Source organism: Halopseudomonas pelagia CL-AP6 (assembly GCF_000410875.1).
Classification (GTDB): domain Bacteria; phylum Pseudomonadota; class Gammaproteobacteria; order Pseudomonadales; family Pseudomonadaceae; genus Halopseudomonas; species Halopseudomonas pelagia.
The window spans coordinates 178,402-199,141 of the sequence record NZ_AROI01000009.1; the positions used below are offsets into that span (position 1 = coordinate 178,402).

Consider the following 20,740-nt stretch of genomic DNA (forward strand, 5'->3'; position numbering starts at 1 on the left):
ATCACGGTTGCTCCCTTTTAACCCTACAAACGTCCATATTTGTTGCGATAGTCCTGTGGAGTAACGCCAGTAAAACGCTTGAACGTGCTACGAAAGGTTTTGCTGTCGTTGTAACCAACATCGTAGGTCAAGGCCTGGATATTCTGCTTGCCTCCTTCCAGGGCCTTCTTGGCTGCTTCAATTTTAACCCGCTGAATGTATTCGAGCGGCGTAATCTGAATGGCCTGTTTGAAGCGGCGGATAAAGTTGCGCTTGCTCATATTCACATGCGAGGCAACCTGCTCGACGCTAATGTCCTCACGGTAGTGCATTTCAATAAAATCCTGTGCGTTCAGGATTGTTTTATCACCGTGTCGGTTCAGACCGTTGAAGACCGAGAAATGCGCCTGGTTCATATGATCGCGGTGGATAGAAAAATTCTTCGCAACCTGTACTCCGACATCGTGCCCGCAAAACTTTTCGACGAGATACAAGACCAGGTTCAACGACGAAAATGCGCCGCCGCCGGTATAGGTGCCGTTTTGATCGGTGAGCACGGAATCCGGTTGCAGATCCACCTTTGGGAAGCGCTGGCGCATATCGTCAATAACGGCCCAGTGCGACGTGCAGGGTTTACCTTCGAGCAATGCTGCTTCCGCCAGAAAATAGCTACCCTTGCACAAACTCGCGACTTCCGTGCCGGCCTCATAGTGCTGTTTCAGCCACGCAATCGCCGCGCTGTTCTTTCCCCGGACCTCATTCCATTCGCCCGCGAAGGCGGGAACAAGAATCAGATCCTGATGGTGACCATCGGATTTAGGCGGTATCTCTTCCAGACTGCGCTGACAGGTGAACGACGCTGGTATGCCAAGGCGGACCTCGCTGGCATGCCGGGTCACCAACGAAATATCAAAGGCCGCTGCCCGGCCCATCTGCCCGAGGATGTCGTTCGTACGCGTGAAGATATCCAGTGGCGCTGCCGCCGACGAGAGCACAACATCTTCATGAACCAGGATATAGATATTCTTCACCGCCGTGCCCCTCCGTACTGTTCCCTCCAAAAAAGCCTACGCCAGGATATGGCACAAAACCACCCTCTGAACGTCTTCTCAGCACCTCGCCCGCACAAGCGCGTAGGACCATACTGATCTTGAAGACAACAAACGGAGGTGGATATGAACCAGATCCTTAGTGAACAGGAATGGCAAAGCGCACTTGATGCTTTTCGAGTCAAGGAGAAGGAACACACTCGGATCCGGGATGCATTAAACGCCGAACGCCGTCGCTTGCCGATGACACAAATCAGCAAGACCTATAACTTTACCGGCCCCAATGACAAAGTCAGCCTGCTGGACCTGTTTGAAGGGCGCAAGCAGCTGATCGTCTACCATTTCATGTTTGCCGAATCGCCGTGCACCGGCTGCTCCATGATGGTCGACAATATGGGGCATATCGCGCACATCCACGCGCGTAATACCTCGTTGGTGTTGGTTTCTCTGGCCCCTTACTCAAAGCTCGCTGCATATCAGGAACGTATGGGGTGGGATACTCCGTGGTACTCCTCCGAGGGTAGCGATTTCAACAGGGATTTCGGTGCTACCCGCGAGGACGGGGAAATGTTCGGTGTCAGTGTATTCATCCGTGATAACGACACTATCTACCGCAGCTACCACACCACCCAGCGCGGCGCGGAATACCTGGGCAGTAACTTTTCCTATCTCGATCTCACACCCATGGGGCGCCAGGAACTCTGGGAAGACAGTCCGGAATGGGTTTCGCAAACGCCACCGTACCAGTGGTGGTGCAAGCACGATGAGTACGGCGGAGACTGACCATGTGTCCGCTATGTGCAGCGGCGGGGGTAGCTGCCTGGGTGCTGGCCGGAGGTGTCGGTGGCTATTACTGGCGCAAACGAAAGTTGGCCCCACCCGAACACAGGCAGGGGAAGGGATAGAAGAAAAATAGAGCTGTCCCGGCTTACTCAGGCCTCGCGTTTTGGTCCGCCTGAATGAGCCGGGCGATTTTATTGGCGCACGATAGCATTCGCAATGTTGAGAGGGAGCGCATCAAGCCCGCCACTTGATATTACAGCCGATGCTCGGCTTCTGATCCGTAGAGGGTGGCCTACCGGCCAGTAGCGCATCTATTGCCGCAGGCTAGGTCAGGCAGCGCAACGGTCTGGCCGTTTCTGGGGGCCGGGAGCTTGAGTCTGGGGCAATGCTACCCAGACTGACCAAGGTAGACGGGGTAAGAGCCATGCTATATCTCCTCAAGAGGAGATTTGGAGTCAGAGAAAAGTTCCCCTAATCAACGTTACTCTGAGGCTGATTTTGTGGGGTGTCCCGGAAGGTGATGCTCAGGCGCGGCGGCGGAACAGCGGCAGAGGCTGGTCCGGGCGTTCTATCAGGAATAGCATCCTGGTTTTGGTTGGCTGGATCAAGACCCGACCCTGTGCTCTTTTCTTTTTGTTGGTGGCGCGGGCGGCTTCGCGGATGATGGCCTGCAGTTCTTAGGGGAACTGATCGAATAAGTCAGCTACTCTAACCCCATTGATCACTACGATCAGACAACCAAGCGACGCTGATCATGCAGTCGCTAGGGGCTTGCCCCGCATCTTACGCGGTAACACCGGTTAGCGAAGTAGCAGACCACTCAATTATTGCAGGAGAACAAAGTGTCAGATACCAACATCGAACTTACTTCGACGATTAGCGAAGACAACAAACTGGAACTTGCCCTACGCGAGATCGAGATCCCGCAGCCGAGCGAAAACCAGGTGGTTATCCGCGTCGAAGCCGCCCCTATCAACCCGTCTGACCTGGGAGTGATGTTCAGCGCGGCCGATATGACCACTGCCAAGCAATCCGGTAGCGCCGATCGCCCGGTCATCAGTGCCGATGTCCCGGCCAAGTTCATGGGTGCCGTTAAAAAGCGGGTTGGCAAGCCTATACCCGTGGGCAACGAAGGCGCCGGTACAGTCGTAGCTGCTGGTTCATCAGCCGCTGCGCAAAGTTTGATGGGCAAAACCGTTGCGTTCATTGGCGGCGGTAGCTACCGCAAATATCTCTGTGCCAATGTGCAAAGCTGTCTGGAACTGGAGCCGGGCACCACTGCAGTCGAAGGCGCTTCAAGCTTTGTTAATCCGCTGACTGCATTGGCCATGGTAGAAACCATGCGCGCTGAAGGTCACAAGGCCATCGTTCACGCTGCTGCCGCCTCTAACCTCGGACAAATGCTCAACCGCATCTGCATCGCCGACGGCATCGACCTGGTCAATATTGTCCGCAAACCGGAACAGGAAGCCTTGCTGCGCGACATGGGTGCCAAATACGTGGTCAACTCCAGTAACGACAGCTTTATGGCTGACCTGACCCAGGCACTGATTGAAACCGGCGCTACCATCGCCTTCGATCCTATCGGTGGCGGTCGATTGGCTAGTGACATTCTCACCTGTATGGAAGCCGCCGTTTCTCGCAACATCACTGAATACAGCGTATACGGATCTGACATTTTCAAGCAGGTGTATATCTATGGCGGCCTTGATCGCGGCCCCATCACGCTGAACCGCAGCTTTGGTTTTGCCTGGGGTGTGAACGGCTTCCTGTTGTTTAATGCGTTGGGCAAACTGGGCAAGGAAACCACCGACGCCATGCGCAAGCGCATAGCCGCCGAAATTAAGACCACGTTCGCCAGTCACTACACTCACGAAGTATCCCTGGCCGGGGCTTTACAACTGGATGCGATCTCGATTTATGGCAAACAGGCTACCGGAGAGAAGTTCCTGATCAAACCACAGAGCTAATGTTTAGCGTCTGGCTGCTAGGCCATTCTAGAGCGCTGGAGTCAGATTGACTCCAGCGCCTGCATGAAAGGTAATCCTGCCGATCAATGTCTCTGACCCCATTGATCCCATGTCTCTGACCCCATTGATCGATTTTCAAAGGGGTTCAGGTAGGCAGGCTTATGACGGAAACCGTTCAAACTCCGGCAGTTCATGCACATGCTGCATCCATCCCATCCGCTCAGCTGTCTGAATTGTTATCTCGGGAGGTAGCGCGTCCGGATCGTCGAGTGTCGCCGTCTGCACATCAACAATGCCAGGCAGTATCTCTTCATTCCGGTAGAACAATCCGCTGCCGCAATCGGGGCAGAAGCTACGCATGGCTGTCCCTGATGAGTTGATGGTCTTGGGCTGCCCCTGTGTCAGGGTAAGAGCGGCTTCCGGGTACATAGCCCAGGTCACCATTGGTGCGCCAGCGCTGCGCTGGCAGTCACGGCAGTGACATAGAGCCACTGTCTGTGGGGCGCCGGTAAGCTGATAGCGAATGGCGCCGCATAAGCATTGTCCAGCATGGGTCATGACCAAACCTCCTTAAAGTTTTTCTAGCTTTCAAGCATAGTCTGGTTCTGCTGAAATTCACCAGTGACGTTCAGGAAAACATACCGTTAAAGGCAGTCGAGGCGGGGCATTGAGCGGGCGATAGCTTAGTGGACGGGTCTTTCTTGCCGGTTATCCCGTATGGGTTTTGCGTTTGACCTCTTGGGTGTCCTGGGCTGGGGGCCGGCCAAACATTCTGCGGTACTCCCGGGTAAATTGGGACGCGCTTTCATATCCCACGGTAAACGCAGCATGGCTTGCGCTAGAGCCTTCGGCGAGCATCAAGCGGCGAGCTTCGATTAAGCGTAGCTGTTTCTGGAATTGCAGCGGCGAGAGCGATGTGATCTTGCGGAAATGATTGAAGAACGATGAAGGGCTCATTCCGGCCGAAGCGGCTAGCTGCTCGACTGTTAACGGCTTTGCATATTCGGTACGCAGTACGGATACAGCGCGCGCCACGCGCCGGATATGTGCGTCAGGCCAGCCAAGGCGTCTGATCGCTGGCCCGTGTTGACCGACCAGCAGCCAATAATGCATTTCACGCACCAGCTGAGCCTGCAAAATAGGTATGGATTCGGGCCTAGCCAGCAACTCCATCATGCGCAGCGCGCTAGTGGCTATCTCTTTCTCGGTGGGCTTGGTCTGTACTGACACACCCGCCTGTACCGGGGCCGCTTCCATGGCCGTTGTCAGATCCGTTATCACTTGCAGGTCCAGATCAAGTGCCAGCGCCAGGTAAGGCTCTTGTTCACTCGCAGTGATAATCTGGCTTGCGGTAGGTAGGTCCGCCGTGATCAGCATCGAATCGCCGGGGCTCAGGCTCAAAGCCTGGGTGCCAATAGCGACATGTTTAACGCCCTGCAATACTAGGCAGACCAACGGCTTTTGAATTGAATGCTGCAATTCGCTGGGTGCAGTTACCCGCACAATGGTCAAGCCATCAAACGGGGTTATAGCCACGCCTGCAGCGTCGGCGTGTGCCTGTGCATAATGGTCTACGGCATTTAATAGGAGATTATTCATGTTTTGATTCTGGGTGATCACGAATCGCTCGGCAATATTCGGTCAGGCGCTTTTGTAGGAATAGGCTAAACGTGTCGAGCTTCCGGCAACGACTCAGTTGTGCGTGAGGTGCACCATTTAAGCGTATTCACTCACTGCAGGAGCTACACATGTCAAAAATTACACTCGTTACTGGTTCAAGCCGAGGGCTTGGCCGCAATACGGCCCTCCATATAGCAAAGCAGGGAGGAGATGTGGTCGTCACCTATCACCGCCGCAGCGACAAGGCGAACGCGGTAGTGGCGGAAATTGAAGCATTGGGCCGCCAGGCAGTTGCGCTGCAATTGGATACGGGCGACGTCAGTTCATTTCCCGGTTTTGTTGAACAGCTCCAGCTGGCGTTGCGTGAGGTCTGGCAACGAGAAAGGCTGGATCATCTGGTCAATAACGCCGGGCAGGGTGAATTGGCGCTCATAGCGGACACCACTGAAAGTCAATTTGATGCGCTGATGAAAGTGCATTTCAAAGGGGTGTTTTTCCTCACCCAGGCATTGTTACCGCTTATTGACGATGGTGGCCGTATCATTAATCTGTCCTCTGGGCTGACCCGCATGGCAACGGCTGGCTTCGGTGCCTATGCGGCGATGAAGGGCGCAATTGAAGTGCTCAGCGTGTATCTGGCGAAGGAGTTGGGTAGCCGAGGCATAACCGTCAATACGGTAGCGCCGGGTGCTATTGAGACGGACTTTTTAGGCGGTGCGGTGCGTGATACCCCCGATCTCAATCAGACCTTTGCCGGTATGACGGCTTTAGGACGTGTGGGCGTGCCGGATGACATTGGCCCCATGATCGCGAGCCTGCTGTCTGAGAATAATCGTTGGGTCAACGCGCAGCGTATCGAGGTGTCCGGCGGGCAGAATATCTAAGTGAGAAGGGCATGCCTCCCCAGTCATAACAGGCTGGGAAGGTACTCTCATTCTAATCGGTTTTACTGAGGTTTCTCGATACAGGGTAGATAGCGGGAACGGGTGAAGGGGCGCTCTGCGAATATCTGGCTTATGCTCAACCTGCCAGGCTTCCGGATACTCTCCAATCCATTTTGCCAGGGCCCCAAACTCCTCTATCAAGGCGCCACCCAATCCAGGAATCTTCGATTCGTACCAATTGATTCCGGAAACTCGGCTTCCGTTGCCGGGTGAAAAGAAGAGTTCATTTGATCAGCGCTCTAGCCCTCTGCATTACGTCATTAGCCGTTACTTTGGAGCTTACGTTGGGAGAAAAACAACCGGGGCAGGGCGCCCCGGTTGTTGCTGCTCAGGCGCGGCGACGAAACAGCGGCAGTGGCTGGTCAGTGGCGGCCTGGTAGGTTACGGAGAAGTCTTGGAGGCTTTGCAGGGCTTCTTCGGCGTTGCGGTCTTCGCGGATCACGAAGGCATCAAAGCCGCAGCGCTGCATAAAGAACAGCTGATCGCGCAATACATCGCCAATGGCGCGCACCTCACCTTTGTAGCCGTAGCGGTCACGCAGCAGGCGGGCATTGGAGTAGCTGCGACCGTCGCTGAATACCGGGAAATTCAGGGCGATGACCTGGAAGTGCTCCAGATCATCTGCGATGGCTTCCACTTCTTCGTCGCTGTTCAGCCACACACCTAGCCCGCCGTCCCGGGCTTTCAGGGCGTGGGCGTGTTCCAGCCACAAGGCTAACGGCACGATCAGGTCGTCGCTATTGGACAGGCCGTCGAGGCTGGTATCCGTTGGCAGCAGGTGCCAGGTTTCCTTGACCAGCGCGTTGCCTTTAATGAGTTGCTGCATAAACACGCTCCTTGAAGGGGGCCATGCCGATTCGCTGGAAGGTGTCGATAAACTGCTCTTCTGCGGTGCGGCTTTCCAGGTATACGTCCACTACCTTGCTCACTACGCTGGGCATCTCGTCGGCGGCGAAGGATGGCCCGAGGATCTGGCCGATGGCGGCATTGCGGCCGCTGTTGCCTCCCAGGGATACCTGATAGAACTCGGCGCCTTTCTTGTCCACACCGAGAATGCCGATATGACCGACGTGGTGATGGCCACAGGCGTTCATGCAACCGGAAATGTTCAGGTCCAGATCGCCGATGTCGTGCAGGTAATCCAGATCATCAAAGGTGCGCTGAATGGCCTCGGCGATCGGAATCGACTTGGCGTTGGCCAGCGAGCAGAAATCGCCGCCGGGGCAGCAGATAACGTCGGTCAGCAGGCCGATATTCGGTGTGGCAAAACCCTGCTGCTTGCAGGCTTCCCACAGCGCGTACAGATCGCTCTGGCGTACGTCAGCGAGTACCAGATTCTGCTGGTGGGTGACGCGCAGCTCGCCAAAGCTGAAGCGGTCAGCCAGGTCGGCGGCGGCTTCCATCTGTTGGTCAGTGGCGTCGCCGGGCGCTACGGCAGTCGGCTTGAGTGACAGGGTGACGGCGGCATAGCCGGGCACCTTGTGCGCCTGAATATTGCGCATGGCCCAGTTATTGAAGCCCTTTTCACTATTGCGCTTGGCCAGGTAGTCGGCATCATCGCCTTTGAACTGCTCGTAGGCAGGGGCGCTGAAGTGTTTGGCGACGCGGTGCAGTTCTTCCTGGGTCAGGGTGGCGGGGCCATCCTGGGTATGCGCCCATTCGGCATTCACTTTCTCGGCAAATACTTCAGGGGTGAGCGCCTTGACCAAAATCTTGATCCGCGCTTTGTACTTGTTGTCTCGGCGGCCATAGCGGTTATACACGCGCAGGATGGCATCCAGATACGTCAGCAGGTGCTGCCAGGGCAGGAAGGCATTGATCTCGCTGCCGACCATCGGCGTGCGGCCCAGGCCGCCACCGACCAGCACGCGGAAGCCGACTTCGCCGGCGTCGTTCTTGACCACATTCAAGCCGATGTCATGCACGCCGATGGCCGCACGGTCTTCGGTCGCGCCGTTAACGGCGATCTTGAATTTACGCGGCAGGAAGGCGAACTCCGGGTGGAAGGTCGACCATTGGCGGATGATTTCACACCAGGGGCGCGGGTCGACCAGTTCGTCGGCGGCGACGCCGGCGAATTGGTCGGTAGTGGTGTTACGGATGCAATTGCCGCTGGTCTGGATGGCGTGCATCTGCACTTCGGCCAGGTGCGCGAGTATGTCTGGCACATCTTCCAATGCTGGCCAGTTGAATTGCACGTTTTGACGGGTGCTGAAGTGCGCATAACCCTTGTCGTATTCACGAGCGATAAACGCCAGCTTACGCATCTGTTTGGACGATACCAGGCCATAGGGAATAGCGACGCGCAACATCGGCGCGTAGCGCTGCACGTAAAGGCCGTTTTGAAGACGCAATGGCAGGAATTCGGGATCACTCAGTTCGCCTGCCAGGTAGCGGCGAGTCTGGTCGCGGAACTGCTTGACGCGGTCCTCAACGATCCGTTGGTCATATTCGTCGTAAATGTACATGCAGACAACCTGTCGATAGGAGTTCAGGCGGCGGGCCGGAGATGCGGGCGCGGGCCACCCGATTGGGCAACGTTGTAAGGGCGGAAAGATAGCAAATTTTCAATATGCACAAAAGGAATGTTTATCTATATGTTTATACTCAAAATACACATAGCTAGGCATCCATATCACCCATTCGTATTAAAGCGCTGTGCGGGGTTTGACACTCAGGTGCAGGCAGGCTTAACGTAGGTTTGTCTGAGCCCAAATAAAAATTAAAAGGATCGCACACCATGAACGAACATGACCTGCAGGAAACCTCAAACACCGACAGTCACCTTGATGCTTTTGCTGCCGTGGCGTTAATTCTGATAGCGGTCATTACCGCAGTGATCTGGGTGAGCAATAGCTGATTGCCCCCCCGCTGTGCGGTTATGCCGGTTAGGCCTTGCCCATCACTTGACGCGCTAACTCTGCCGCTTGTTCATGACTCGTTGGCGGCTTGCGCTATGCAGCTCGCCAGCGACGTGTCAGATACCTGCCAAGTGCAGTACTGTTTTGACTACCCCGAAGATAATCAATATAAACAGTAGCGTGAACGCGATACCTGCGGCGATAAAGTGTGAGGGCTTGCCTTTGCTGAAGTCGCGTTCGCGGGCCTTGTTGCTTTGCACGCCAAGCGCTGCCGCCAGTACGCTGGACAGGGTTTCTTTCAGGCTCATGTGCTCCGGTGCTTCCTGCTTTTCCGGCGCTTCCGGCTTTTGCGGTTCGCTCATCATTGCCTCATTATTGTGCGTTGTGTTGTACGCATAATGGCACAGGGCGGCAGCCGGTCAAGCGCTCGTGCCATTGAGTCCTTTTGGTTGAGCAGGACTTCAGATACGGATGTTCGCCCAGCTGCGCCGATGCCACATAATGCCCAGGATGATTGATGTCATTGTGCGGTAGCCACTTTGCATTAGCCAAATCAGCAATAATCCGCCGCCCATGACCGGACCCGCCAGATACGCCAGCGGCAGAAAAATCAGCCATTGGCTGCCCATATTGACCAGCATGACGGTGCGGCTGGCTCCGGCGCCGAGCAGCGCTTGGGTCAGCACCAGAGCGGTAGCGTCCAGGGTCATGCCAATGCCGGTAATACGTAAAGGCCACTCGCCAAGCGCCAGCAGTTGTTGATCCTGAGTAAATAAACCCAGAATGAACTCGGGCGCCAGCCAGAACGGCAGGCCCATGATAAACAGCGTGCAGATAGCCACGCGCACCACATCCCAGCCCCAGCGATAGGCCTCCTCGGGTTTGTCGGCGCCCAGGCTATGGCTGACCAGCGTGGTAGCTGCCATGCCCAGCCCCACGCCCGGCAGGATCAGGAATAGGGCCAAATTGATCAGCACGTGGGCGATGGCCAGTTCAGGGGTGCCGATCTGCGCGATGATCCAGAACAGCGTGGCGACGCCAGTGGCGAAGAAAAATTGCTGGAGGGAGTTGGGTAGTGACAGGCGCAACATCGATTGCAGGCTGCGTGCGCGGGGGCGAATGCGCAAAAAGCCATGCTGGCCGCCCCTGTGCCAGGTCAGGATCAGGTACATGGCGGTGCCGGCGAACATCGCCAGGCAGGTGCCGAGTCCAGCGCCTTCGGCACCCAGCTCTGGCATGCCCAGACGGCCAAAAATAAGCCCATAACTGAGGGTAACGTTCAGCAGGTGCATGGCAACCAGTATCTGCAGATACCGCCCGGTCTGGCGGATACCGTTCCAATAGCCGCGAAACGCGAAGTTGGCCCCCACGGCGAAAATAGCCAGGCTGCGCCACTGGAAATAGTCGGTGCCTATGCCTACTACGGCCGGGTCTGCAGAGAGAAAGGTGATGATGTGCTCGGCATTGAACCAACATAACAGTGTCAGCGGTACGGCCAGGACGCCGGCAATCAGCAGGCCGGCATTCAACGGCGCGGCTAACTCGGCGATGTTGCCTTCACCGCGCCGACGGGCGACCATCGCCTGCACACCCGCCCCCAGACCCATCAGTAGAGCAATGGCGACAAAGTTGGCGTAGCTGCCCAGCCCAACCCCGGCCAGCGCCTCGCTACCGAGGCTGCCGACCATGGCCGCATCGACCAGGTTCAGCAGGCTTTGGCTGAGCATGCCGCCGATAATCGGCAGGCCCAGCCAGACGATGGTGTTTAGCCGCTCGCGGTTGGGCAGGATCGACATCGACGGCTCAGTTATCGTAGGACAGGTTCGGCGACAACCAACGCTCGGTAATGCGCAACTCCTGACCCTTGCGCTGGTTATAGGATTCGACCTGATCCTTGGTTATCTTGCCGACGGCAAAGTAGCGCGCATCAGGGTGTGAGAAGTACCAGCCACTGACGGCTGCCGTGGGGAACATCGCAAAGCTCTCGGTCAGCGTCACGCCGCAGGACTGTTCAGGATCAAGCAGGCTGAACAGCGTTTCCTTCTCGGTATGATCAGGGCAGGCCGGGTAGCCCGGGGCAGGGCGGATACCCTGGTATTTCTCCTTGATCAGCTCGTCATTTTCCAACTGCTCGTCACTGACATAGCCCCAGTAGCGGGTCCGCACTTCGCGGTGCAGCCATTCGGCACAGGCCTCGGCCAGGCGGTCGGCCAGGGCCTTGACCATAATGGCGTTGTAATCGTCATCCTTGCCTTCGTATTCCTTGGCCAGTTCTTCAGCGCCAATGCCGGCAGTACAGATAAAGCCGCCAATATAGTCTCGCTTGCCAGAGTCGGCTGGCGCCACGTAGTCAGCCAGGCTCTGGCTCGGCTTGTTGTCCGGCTTGATGCCCTGCTGCCGCAGATGGTGCAGGGTGGCGATAGGCTGGTCCTGCTCGTCGTAGAGTGCGATGTCGTCATCGTTGACCTGATTGGCGGGCCAGAAGCCCAATACCGCTTTGGCGCTGATCAGTCGCTCATCGATCATGTGCTTGAGCATCGCTTGCGCATCCGCAAACAGGTTTCTGGCAGCCTCACCGACCACCTCATCTTCGAAAATGCGCGGGTATTTGCCGGCCAGGTCCCAGGAGATAAAGAAGGGCGTCCAGTCGATATACTCGGCCAACGTCGCCAGATCGATATTCTCCAGCGTTTTGGTGCCGGTAAAAGTCGGCGCGGGCGGCTGATAGTTGTCCCAATCCAATTGCAGTTTGCTGGCCTTGGCTTGCTCATAGCTCAGATATTGGGTGCGGGCACTGCGGTTGGCCGTGCGCTCGCGCACCACTTCGTAATCCGCGCGAATGTTGGCGATGTAATCCGGCTTGATTTCTTTGGATAGCAGGCTTGTAGCGACACCCACAGCGCGTGACGCGTCAGTCACGTAGATCACTGCATCATTCTTGTAATGCGGTTCGATCTTCACCGCTGTGTGCGCTTTGGAGGTCGTCGCGCCACCAATCATCAGCGGCAGGGTAAAGCCCTGGCGCTGCATTTCCTTGGCGACGTGGACCATTTCATCCAGCGACGGGGTGATCAGGCCAGATAGGCCGATGATGTCGCACTTTTCCTCAATGGCGGTTTTGAGGATCTTGTCTGCCGGCACCATCACGCCCATATCGACCACGTCATAGCCGTTACAGCCGAGCACCACGCCGACAATGTTCTTGCCGATATCGTGCACGTCGCCTTTGACCGTGGCCATGAGGATCTTGCCCTTGGCTTCGGGCTTGTCGCCTTTTTCCAATTCGATAAAGGGAATCAGGTGGGCAACCGCCTGCTTCATCACGCGGGCGGATTTGACCACCTGGGGCAGGAACATCTTGCCGGCGCCAAACAGGTCGCCAACGATATTCATGCCGGCCATCAATGGGCCTTCGATCACTTCGATCGGGCGGGTGCACTGCTGACGCGCTTCTTCGGTATCCTCAAGAATAAAGGCGGTGATGCCCTTGACCAGCGAATGCTCTAGGCGTTTGTTCACGTTCCAGCCGCGCCACTCTTCGCTCTCGGCTTCCTTGACACTGCCATCGCCCTTGTACTCATCGGCTACGGCCAGCAGCGCGTCAGTGCCGCCGGGGGTACGGTTGAGCACCACGTCTTCGACGATGTCGCGCAGCTTCTTGGGGATCTCGTCGTAGATTTCCAGCTGACCGGCGTTGACGATGCCCATGCTCAGGCCATTGCGAATCGCATGCAGCAGAAATACCGAGTGAATCGCCTCGCGCACCGGATTGTTACCACGGAACGAGAAGGACACGTTGGACACTCCGCCTGAGGTCAGTGCATAGGGCAGCTCGTCACGGATATAGGCGCAGGCCTCGATAAAATCGACGGCGTAGTTGTTGTGCTCTTCGATACCGGTGGCGATGGCGAAGATGTTGGGGTCGAAGATGATGTCTTCTGGCGGAAAACCGACTTCGTTAACCAGGATGTCGTAGGAGCGCTTGCAGATCTCGCGTTTGCGCGCCGCTGTATCCGCCTGGCCCTGCTCGTCAAAGGCCATGACTACCACGGCTGCACCGTAGCGTTGGCACAGGCGCGCCTGTTGTTTGAACTGCTCGACGCCTTCCTTCATGGAGATCGAGTTGACGATGCCTTTACCCTGGATGCACTTGAGACCAGCCTCGATCACTTCCCATTTGGAAGAGTCGATCATGATCGGCACGCGGGAGATATCCGGCTCGCCGGCAATCAGATTAAGGAAGGTGACCATCGCCTTCTTTGAATCCAGCATGCCCTCATCCATATTGATATCGATGATTTGCGCGCCTGACTCGACCTGCTGTAGCGCCACTTCCAGCGCTTCGGTGTAGTTATCTTCACGGATTAGTCGGGCAAAGCGGGCAGAACCGGTAATGTTGGTGCGCTCGCCGACGTTGACGAACAGTGAGCTGCGGTCAATCGTGAACGGCTCCAGGCCGGACAGCCGGCAGGCCTTGGGGATGTCTGGAATCGCACGCGGCGGGTACTTGGCTACCGCTTTGGCGATCGCTTGAATGTGCGCCGGGGTGGTGCCACAGCAGCCGCCGACAATGTTCAGAAAGCCTGCCTGGGCAAACTCTTCAATGATCGCCGCCGTTTCTTCGGGCATTTCATCGTATTCGCCGAACTCGTTTGGCAGGCCGGCATTCGGATGGGCGGATATATGTGTAGCAGCCTTGTCAGACAGTTCTTCCAGATAAGGGCGCAACTCTCTGGCGCCCAGCGCGCAGTTCAAGCCCACGGAGATGGGTTTGGCATGGCATACCGAGTTCCAGAAGGCTTCGGTAGTTTGCCCGGACAGCGTACGGCCGGAGGCGTCGGTGATGGTGCCGGAGATCATGATCGGCAGTTCCACGCCTAACTGTTCGAACACGTCTTGCACGGCGAAGATCGCCGCTTTGGCGTTCAGCGTGTCGAAAATAGTTTCAATCAGAATCAGATCCGCGCCGCCCTCGATCAGACCCTTGGTCGAGCTGATATAGTCGGCGACCAGCCCATCGAAAGTGATATTGCGATAGCCTGGGTTATTCACGTCGGGAGACAGCGAGCAGGTGCGGCTGGTCGGCCCCAGTACGCCGGCGACAAAGCGCGGGCGGTCGGGGGTTTCAGCGGTTTTTTCATCGCATACGCGACGGGCCAGGCGCGCGCCTTCCAGGTTCAGCTCATAGGCCAGGTCCTGCATGCCATAGTCGGCCTGCGACACACTGGTGGAGTTGAAGGTGTTGGTTTCAATAATGTCTGCGCCCGCGTCCAGATAGGCTTTTTCCATGGCCGCAATCGCGTCTGGCTGGGTCAGTACCAGCAGGTCGTTATTGCCCTTGAGATCTGACGGCCAATCGACAAAGCGCTCGCCACGAAAGTCGCTTTCTTCGAACTTGTAGCTCTGAATCATCGTGCCCATGCCGCCATCGAGAATCAGGATGCGTTCGCGCAGGGCACTATTCAGGGCGTTCAGGCGGGCGTTGCGGCCAGATTTTTGATCAGGCTCTTGTTCAGACTTTCGGACAGACATGAATGCTCCGGACTCTATGACACACGGGTAAGACACACGGAAAAGCCCGCCATTCTAGCAGATGCGCAGCGCACACTGAACGCTGAGCGTATGGCTATCTGTAAGTAGTGTTGTAAACATAGCTTTGAATGCAGGAAATAACCTAGTAGAAAGGTAGGACTTTATTCGGCGGGTGCAATCCCGTACACTAGCGGCATTAAAGTCATTGCGCACGAGGCAATTCATGGCAGGCATTTTGTTGACAACCGCGGCACAGGACTATTTGGCCGAGCTGCTTTCCAAGCAGGATACCGATGGCATAGGCATTCGCGTTTTTATTACGCAACCGGGTACCCCCTATGCTGAAACCTGTATTGCCTACTGCAAGCCAGGTGAAGAGAAGCCCGAAGACCGTATGATTCCGCTAGAGCCGTTTAATGTCTGGCTGGATGCGGTCAGTGAGCCGTTTCTCGAAGATGCGGTAGTGGACTATGCGACCGATCGCATGGGCGGCCAATTGACCATCAAGGCACCTAACGCCAAGGTACCGATGGTTAACGCCGATAGCCCGCTGAATGAACGCATCAACTACCTGTTACAAACTGAAATCAACCCCGGGCTGGCCAGTCATGGTGGTGAAGTCAAATTGATCGACGTAGTGGAAGACGGCGTGGCTATCCTGCAATTTGGCGGTGGCTGCCAGGGTTGTGGCATGGTCGATGTCACCCTGAAAGAGGGCATCGAGAAAACCATGGTCGAGCGGATTCCGGAAATTACCGCCGTGCGTGATGTGACTGACCACACTGTGAAAGAAAACGCCTACTACTGAGCCCGGCTAATAAATCCGGCCATTAAATACAATGCAGCCCTTCAGAATCTACTGGGATGGCAGATAACCTTGGACTAGGCGAGAAGTCTGGGTTAGAAATCAATCTGCCATTTCAACTGCGAGGCTTTCCATGGCTGGAGTTCTGGATACCGTCAACCAACGAACGCGTCTGGTCGGTGAAAACCGGTTGGAGATTCTGTTGTTCAGGTTGGCCGGTCAGCAGCTATTTGCCCTTAACGTGTTCAAGATCCGTGAAGTATTGCAGCTGCCCAGGCTGACGCAGCTGCCCCAACGTGCTCCGCATGTGGCTGGCGTGATCCATTTGCGTGGCCAGACCCTGCCGGTCATCGACCTTTCTGGTGCGATCGGTATGCGTCCGCAACAGGCCTTGCCGGACAGCACTATTATTATCACCGAATACAATCGCTCGGTTCAGGCGTTTCTGGTCGGTGGTGTTGACCGCATCATGAATCTTAATTGGGACTCCGTGCAGCCGCCGCCGCGTGGGGCAGGGCGCACGCATTATCTGACCGCTATTACTCGTCTGGATGATCAGCGTCTGGTGGAAATCATCGACGTAGAGAAGGTATTGGCGGAGATAGTGCCGTTCAACGCCAAAGTCAGCGAAGGCTTGCTGGATGACGAGCTGTTGAGCAAGGCGCGTGGCCGCGAAGTGCTGCTGGTGGATGATTCGCCAACGGGTATCAACCAACTGCGCGAGACCCTTTCACAGTTGGATCTTAAAATGCACGTGGCTACCGATGGCTTGCGTGCGCTGCGCCAGTTGCAGGCCTGGGCGGATGAAGACGAGAATATCGCCCAGCGGCTTTTGATGGTGATTACCGATGCAGAAATGCCCGAGATGGATGGCTATCGCTTGACCTCGGAAATTCGCAAGGACCCGCGTCTGAAAGACCTGTACGTGGTGCTGCATACTTCGCTGTCGGGTAACTTCAACAAGGCCATGGTCGAGAAAGTCGGCTGTGACGGCTTTCTCTCCAAGTTCCAGCCCGATCAACTGGTCGAGGTGGTCCGCGAGCGCCTGAGGCTACTGGACGAGTAGCCCCGGGCCATATGAGCGCTAATCCAGGTAGCGTTCGTGCTGTTCCATCACCGGCTGGCGAATACCCAATTTTTGCCCATAGATCACCGCGTAGCTGAGTACGCTTTGTACGTAGGTGCGGGTCTCGTCGAAGGGAATCGTCTCAATCCATATGTCCGAGGGTAGTGGCTGCATATCTCGCGTCCACTGGCGCACGCGGCCAGGGCCGGCATTATAAGCGGCTGATGCCAATACTCGGTTACCCTGGAACTGCCCGTGCAGCTGCGACAGGTAGGCGGTGCCCAACGCGATATTGCGCTCAGGAATCAACACGTCATTCGGATTACGCAGGGCGATACCGTAGCGCTGAGCGGTCTCCCGTGCGGTGCCTGGCATCAACTGCATCAGCCCCATGGCGCCTGCATGTGAGCGCGCATCGGCCATAAAGGCACTTTCTTGGCGGGTAATGGCGTAGACCCACGGGGAGCTGAGCTGGCGCGCCTGGGCCTGCGCGCGGATGGGCTCTTCGTAGGCCATCGGGAAGCGAATATCCAGGTCGTCCCAATGCTGCGCCTGGCTGATCCCGCGGATCGCTGGAAAGTACCACTCCATATCCTTGGCCATGAGCGCCTGCGCGATCAACTCTTCACGGCTGAAAAACTGGCCGACGTGATACCACTCGCGGCGTGCATCGACGATCTGCCCACGGGCAAAAAATTCGCGGGCGCGACGTATCCCGCCAGTGTTGCTGACCTTGGCGAATACCTTGGGGTCGACCTGAGCCGGCGCATGATTCAGGGCATAGGGCTTGTTGCTGCGTTCGGCGGCCATGAAGCCATAAAAGTCCCGTTGTTCGGCCAGGTCAGCGTAATCCGTGGTCAGTTCACCGACGTCCGGCTGTGCCAGTTGCTGGCTACGTAGTTTCCAGTAACGCCAGCGGCTCTGCTCCTGCATGCTCTCGGGCATGCTGCTGGTCATGGTCCGCGCGCTTTCATACTGGCCGGAGCGCAGCGCCAGGCGAATGCGCCATTCGCTGATCTGGTCGTCTTTCATTGCCGGATCGTTGGCAGCCATGAATGGCAGCGCATCCGCGTTGTGACGGCGGGCCATGCGTGTGCCGATGTCACGTGTGACCGCCAGGCGATCCGCTTCCTTAAAGGGTAGGTCACGATAATTCGGCCATAGCGCCATGGCCGTTGCTGGATCCTCGCGACTCATCCTGCGTAGGGACACGGCGGCGATGTCAGCCAGCTTATCGGCGGGCTTGCCTGCTCCCGGGCGGAAGTTGCCAAACTGGTTAAGGCCTTGGGGTTTGGTCGCCGTCTCTACAAACAGCTCTGCTAGCGCTTTCTGACTCGGCATATAACGGGTCAGGTAGCTGGCCAGGGCGTCCTGCCGATACAGCAGGGCTTCGCGGATGCGCGCCCAGGCTACATCCTCGGTCAGCCCGCCAGCGGCGCGCCAGCGGTCGAATAATGGATCGCAATCCTTGGGCTGCGAGCGGCCTACCGTCCATAGTTCTCCGGCACGTTGCATAGCCTCGGCCTGGTTGCCCTCACGCCAGCGCTGAAAGGCAATCTGGCAATTGATGCCAGCATCCTGGCTAGCCGTATCGTAATTCTCATTGAGTTGCCGCCATTCGCCATCGCGGGCGAGCCGGCGCAGCCAGTCGTTCTTCACTCGTTGGGCGGTCGGCAAGTCGCCATGGGCAATAAAGAAGTTCTGCATTTCCTGGTGGCTGACAGCATTGCCGCGCTGTTTCAGCGCTTCCAGTAGCAGATAGGGGTAGAGCGGGTAATCGCGCAGTTGGCCTTTCAGCGATTCATAGCGCTGCATCTGGCCGCCCTTCAGAGCCGCCATTGCTTGATCATACTGCTGGCGTTGCTGCAGCGTATCAGCCTGCAGGCTCTGGCTAGCAAGCAGCGTGGTGAGCGCAAGGCCAGCGGCTAACTGTAGTTTTTTCAATCGCTTGAAGGGCATTGTTCATCCTGGCCCGAGGGCCATCAGTAGAATGGTGAGGGCATGGGATCGATGCCGGACTGCTGCATTTGGGCACACCTAGATAATTTCAGTTTAGCGGTTTGTCTGCTAAGGGCATAGGGGCGCCACGCAAAGTACGGGCAGCGCTGCGCTGCAACAGGTAGAATGCCGCCCTGATTAATCAAAAGGTGTGTTATGGCGCTGCTTTCATTTACTGACGTTTCCCTGGCCTACGGCCTGAATCCACTGCTGTCCAAGGTCGGCTTTCAACTCGACCGGGGTGAGCGGGTGTGCCTGATCGGCCGTAACGGCGCTGGCAAGTCGAGCCTGTTCAAGCTGCTCAATGGCGAGCAAAGCAGTGACGAGGGAGAGATCTGGTATGCGCCGGGGTTGAAGATCGGCCAGCTTCCGCAGGAGCTGCCTAAGGCCGATGACAGCCTGGTGTATGACGTGGTTGCCGCCGGCCTGGCCGGTGTGGGCGATCTGCTTGCCGAGTACCACCACCTGGTGCACGGTGAGATGGGCGAAGCCGAGCTGGAGCGCCTGGAGAAGGTGCAGGAGCGCCTGGAGGCCAAAGATGGCTGGCGCCTGAATCAGTTGGTGGAAACCACGCTGACCCGCCTGGGTCTGCCGGCCGAGAAGAAAATGTCGGAACTGTCCGGCGGCTGGCGTCGGCGCGTACTGCTAGCCCAGGCGTTGGTCTCCGAGCCGGATGTGTTGCTGCTCGATGAGCCAACCAACCACCTGGATATTCATACCATCGCTTGGTTGGAGCAGGTGCTGCTGGATTTCCGCGGCGCCGTGTTGTTTATTACCCACGATCGTCAGTTCTTGCAGGCATTGGCCACGCGCATCATGGAGCTGGATCGCGGTCAGTTGATTGACTGGCAGGGCGGTTACCTGAGTTTTCTGGAGCATAAGGAGCAGCAGTTAGCCGCCGAAGCGACCGCCAATGCGCTGTTCGACAAGCGCCTGGCCCAGGAAGAAGTCTGGATTCGCCAGGGCATCAAGGCGCGCCGTACCCGTAACGAAGGTCGTGTGCGCGCGTTGAAGGAAATGCGCAACGAGCGCGCTCAGCGCCTTGAGCGCCAAGGCAAGGCCAGCTTCCAGCTGGAAACCGCAGATTCTTCCGGCAAGCGCGTGATCGAGCTGGACAAGGTCAGCTTCGCCTGGCCGGGCCACGTACCGCTGGTGCGCAACTTGTCGCTTAACGTCTTGCGTGGTGATCGCATTGGTCTGATCGGCAACAACGGTTCGGGCAAGACTACGTTGCTCAAGCTGCTGCTCGGCAAGCTCGAGCCTACCAGCGGTACCGTCAAGCATGGTACCAAGCTGGAAGTGGCCTACTTTGACCAGTTGCGCGACCAGCTTGATCTGGAGGCCACGGTAATCGACAATATTTCCGAAGGTCGCGATTTTATCGAGATCAACGGCGAGCGTCGGCATGTGATCAGTTATCTGGGCGACTTCCTGTTTTCACCAGAGCGTGCACGTACGCCGGTCAAGGCGTTGTCAGGCGGGGAGCGCGCGCGCTTGCTGCTGGCACGCCTGTTCAGCAAACCGGCCAATATGCTGATACTGGATGAACCGACCAACGACCTGGATGTGGAAACCCTGGAACTGCTCGAAGAAGTGCTGGCGGGCTTTGACGGCACCGTGCTGATCGTGAGCCACGACCGGGCATTCCTCGACAACGTGGTGACCAGCAGCCTGGTGTTTGAAGGTCACGGCAATGTGCGCGAGTACGTAGGCGGCTACGCTGACTGGTTGCGCCAGGGCGGCAAGATCGAAATGCTCGCCGAATGGGATTCCGATGCGATGGCCGCTGATACGCCAGCCGCTGAGCAGCCTGCAGCCACACCCGTACCTGCTGCAGAGCCCGCCGCTGCTGCGCCGACCAAGGTCAAGCTCAGCTACAAGGTTCAGCGCGAACTTGACGGCTTGCCGGCGCTAATGGACAAGTTGGAAGGTGAGCTTGCTGTGCTACAAGCCAAGGTCAATGATCCGGCGTTTTATCAACAGCCCATCGAACAAACCACCCCAGTACTGGACGCCATTGCGGCAAAACAGGCTGAACTGGATAAGGCGATGGAGCGTTGGGCCGAGCTGGAGGATATGACCGGCGGCTAGCCGTCGGTCCGCTGCCGCTCCCGTCACCCCAAGACTCCGGTC

General features: G+C 57.1%; 15 protein-coding genes. 6 read left to right on the forward strand and 9 right to left on the reverse strand.

Annotated elements, in window-relative coordinates; all coding sequences use genetic code 11:
* Positions 1-23 precede the first annotated feature (23 nt).
* On the reverse strand, positions 24-1,010 hold the full coding sequence (locus tag K787_RS0108350; protein ID WP_022962341.1) for a GlxA family transcriptional regulator: 987 nt from the start codon (positions 1,008-1,010) through the stop codon (positions 24-26).
* A gap of 144 nt (positions 1,011-1,154) precedes the next feature.
* Between K787_RS0108350 and K787_RS0108355 the strand changes: the two genes are divergently transcribed.
* Both K787_RS0108355 and K787_RS0108360 read left to right on the forward strand, forming a co-directional pair.
* A complete protein-coding gene (locus tag K787_RS0108355; RefSeq protein WP_022962342.1) occupies positions 1,155-1,811 on the forward strand; it encodes a DUF899 domain-containing protein in 657 nt (218 codons plus the stop codon).
* Positions 1,812-2,653: 842 nt separating this feature from the next.
* A complete protein-coding gene (locus K787_RS0108360; protein WP_022962343.1) occupies positions 2,654-3,781 on the forward strand; it encodes a zinc-binding dehydrogenase in 1,128 nt (375 codons plus the stop codon).
* A 159-nt stretch (positions 3,782-3,940) separates the two neighbouring features.
* On the opposite strand, the gene K787_RS0108365 is transcribed toward K787_RS0108360, so the two are convergent.
* Positions 3,941-4,339, reverse strand: a complete 399-nt coding sequence (locus K787_RS0108365; RefSeq protein ID WP_022962344.1) for a GFA family protein — start codon at positions 4,337-4,339, stop codon at positions 3,941-3,943.
* Between the two features lie 150 nt (positions 4,340-4,489).
* Complete coding sequence (locus K787_RS0108370; RefSeq protein WP_022962345.1) at positions 4,490-5,380, reverse strand: AraC family transcriptional regulator; 891 nt, start codon at positions 5,378-5,380, stop codon at positions 4,490-4,492.
* 149 nt (positions 5,381-5,529) lie between these two features.
* Between K787_RS0108370 and K787_RS0108375 the strand changes: the two genes are divergently transcribed.
* The gene (locus tag K787_RS0108375) at positions 5,530-6,285 is read left to right on the forward strand and encodes an SDR family oxidoreductase (protein ID WP_022962346.1); all 756 of its coding nucleotides are present in this window, start codon (positions 5,530-5,532) and stop codon (positions 6,283-6,285) included.
* Positions 6,286-6,673: 388 nt separating this feature from the next.
* Here K787_RS0108375 and K787_RS0108380 read toward each other — a convergent pair whose 3' ends face one another.
* The 5 genes from K787_RS0108380 to metH all read right to left on the reverse strand — a co-directional run bounded on the left by K787_RS0108380 (position 6,674) and on the right by metH (position 14,738).
* Positions 6,674-7,171, reverse strand: coding sequence for a DUF934 domain-containing protein (locus tag K787_RS0108380; RefSeq protein WP_022962347.1), 498 nt, complete (start codon positions 7,169-7,171; stop codon positions 6,674-6,676).
* Positions 7,155-8,813 carry a nitrite/sulfite reductase gene (locus K787_RS0108385; RefSeq protein ID WP_022962348.1) on the reverse strand — a complete coding sequence of 553 codons (1,659 nt, stop codon included), beginning with the start codon at positions 8,811-8,813 and terminating at the stop codon, positions 7,155-7,157. Before K787_RS0108385 ends, K787_RS0108380 begins: the two co-directional genes overlap by 17 nt.
* 509 nt (positions 8,814-9,322) lie before the next feature.
* Complete coding sequence (locus tag K787_RS0108395; protein ID WP_370736724.1) at positions 9,323-9,514, reverse strand: DUF2970 domain-containing protein; 192 nt, start codon at positions 9,512-9,514, stop codon at positions 9,323-9,325.
* 153 nt (positions 9,515-9,667) lie between these two features.
* Positions 9,668-11,002, reverse strand: a complete 1,335-nt coding sequence (locus tag K787_RS0108400) for an MATE family efflux transporter (protein ID WP_022962351.1) — start codon at positions 11,000-11,002, stop codon at positions 9,668-9,670.
* A 7-nt stretch (positions 11,003-11,009) separates the two neighbouring features.
* Positions 11,010-14,738 carry a methionine synthase gene (metH, locus tag K787_RS0108405; RefSeq protein WP_022962352.1) on the reverse strand — a complete coding sequence of 1,243 codons (3,729 nt, stop codon included), beginning with the start codon at positions 14,736-14,738 and terminating at the stop codon, positions 11,010-11,012.
* Between the two features lie 223 nt (positions 14,739-14,961).
* Between metH and nfuA the strand changes: the two genes are divergently transcribed.
* Both nfuA and K787_RS0108415 read left to right on the forward strand, forming a co-directional pair.
* Positions 14,962-15,546: a Fe-S biogenesis protein NfuA gene (gene nfuA, locus K787_RS0108410; protein WP_022962353.1), complete on the forward strand. Its 585-nt coding sequence runs from the start codon at positions 14,962-14,964 to the stop codon at positions 15,544-15,546.
* A 130-nt stretch (positions 15,547-15,676) separates the two neighbouring features.
* Positions 15,677-16,609 carry a chemotaxis protein CheV gene (locus K787_RS0108415; RefSeq protein ID WP_022962354.1) on the forward strand — a complete coding sequence of 311 codons (933 nt, stop codon included), beginning with the start codon at positions 15,677-15,679 and terminating at the stop codon, positions 16,607-16,609.
* 18 nt (positions 16,610-16,627) lie between these two features.
* Here the strand turns inward: K787_RS0108415 and K787_RS0108420 are convergent, their stop codons facing one another.
* Entirely contained in the window at positions 16,628-18,568 is a 1,941-nt protein-coding gene (locus tag K787_RS0108420; RefSeq protein WP_022962355.1) for a transglycosylase SLT domain-containing protein, read from the reverse strand.
* Positions 18,569-18,763: 195 nt separating this feature from the next.
* Here K787_RS0108420 and K787_RS0108425 point away from each other — a divergent pair, with 195 nt between their 5' ends.
* Positions 18,764-20,698: an ATP-binding cassette domain-containing protein gene (locus K787_RS0108425; RefSeq protein WP_022962356.1), complete on the forward strand. Its 1,935-nt coding sequence runs from the start codon at positions 18,764-18,766 to the stop codon at positions 20,696-20,698.
* Positions 20,699-20,740: the final 42 nt, after the last annotated feature.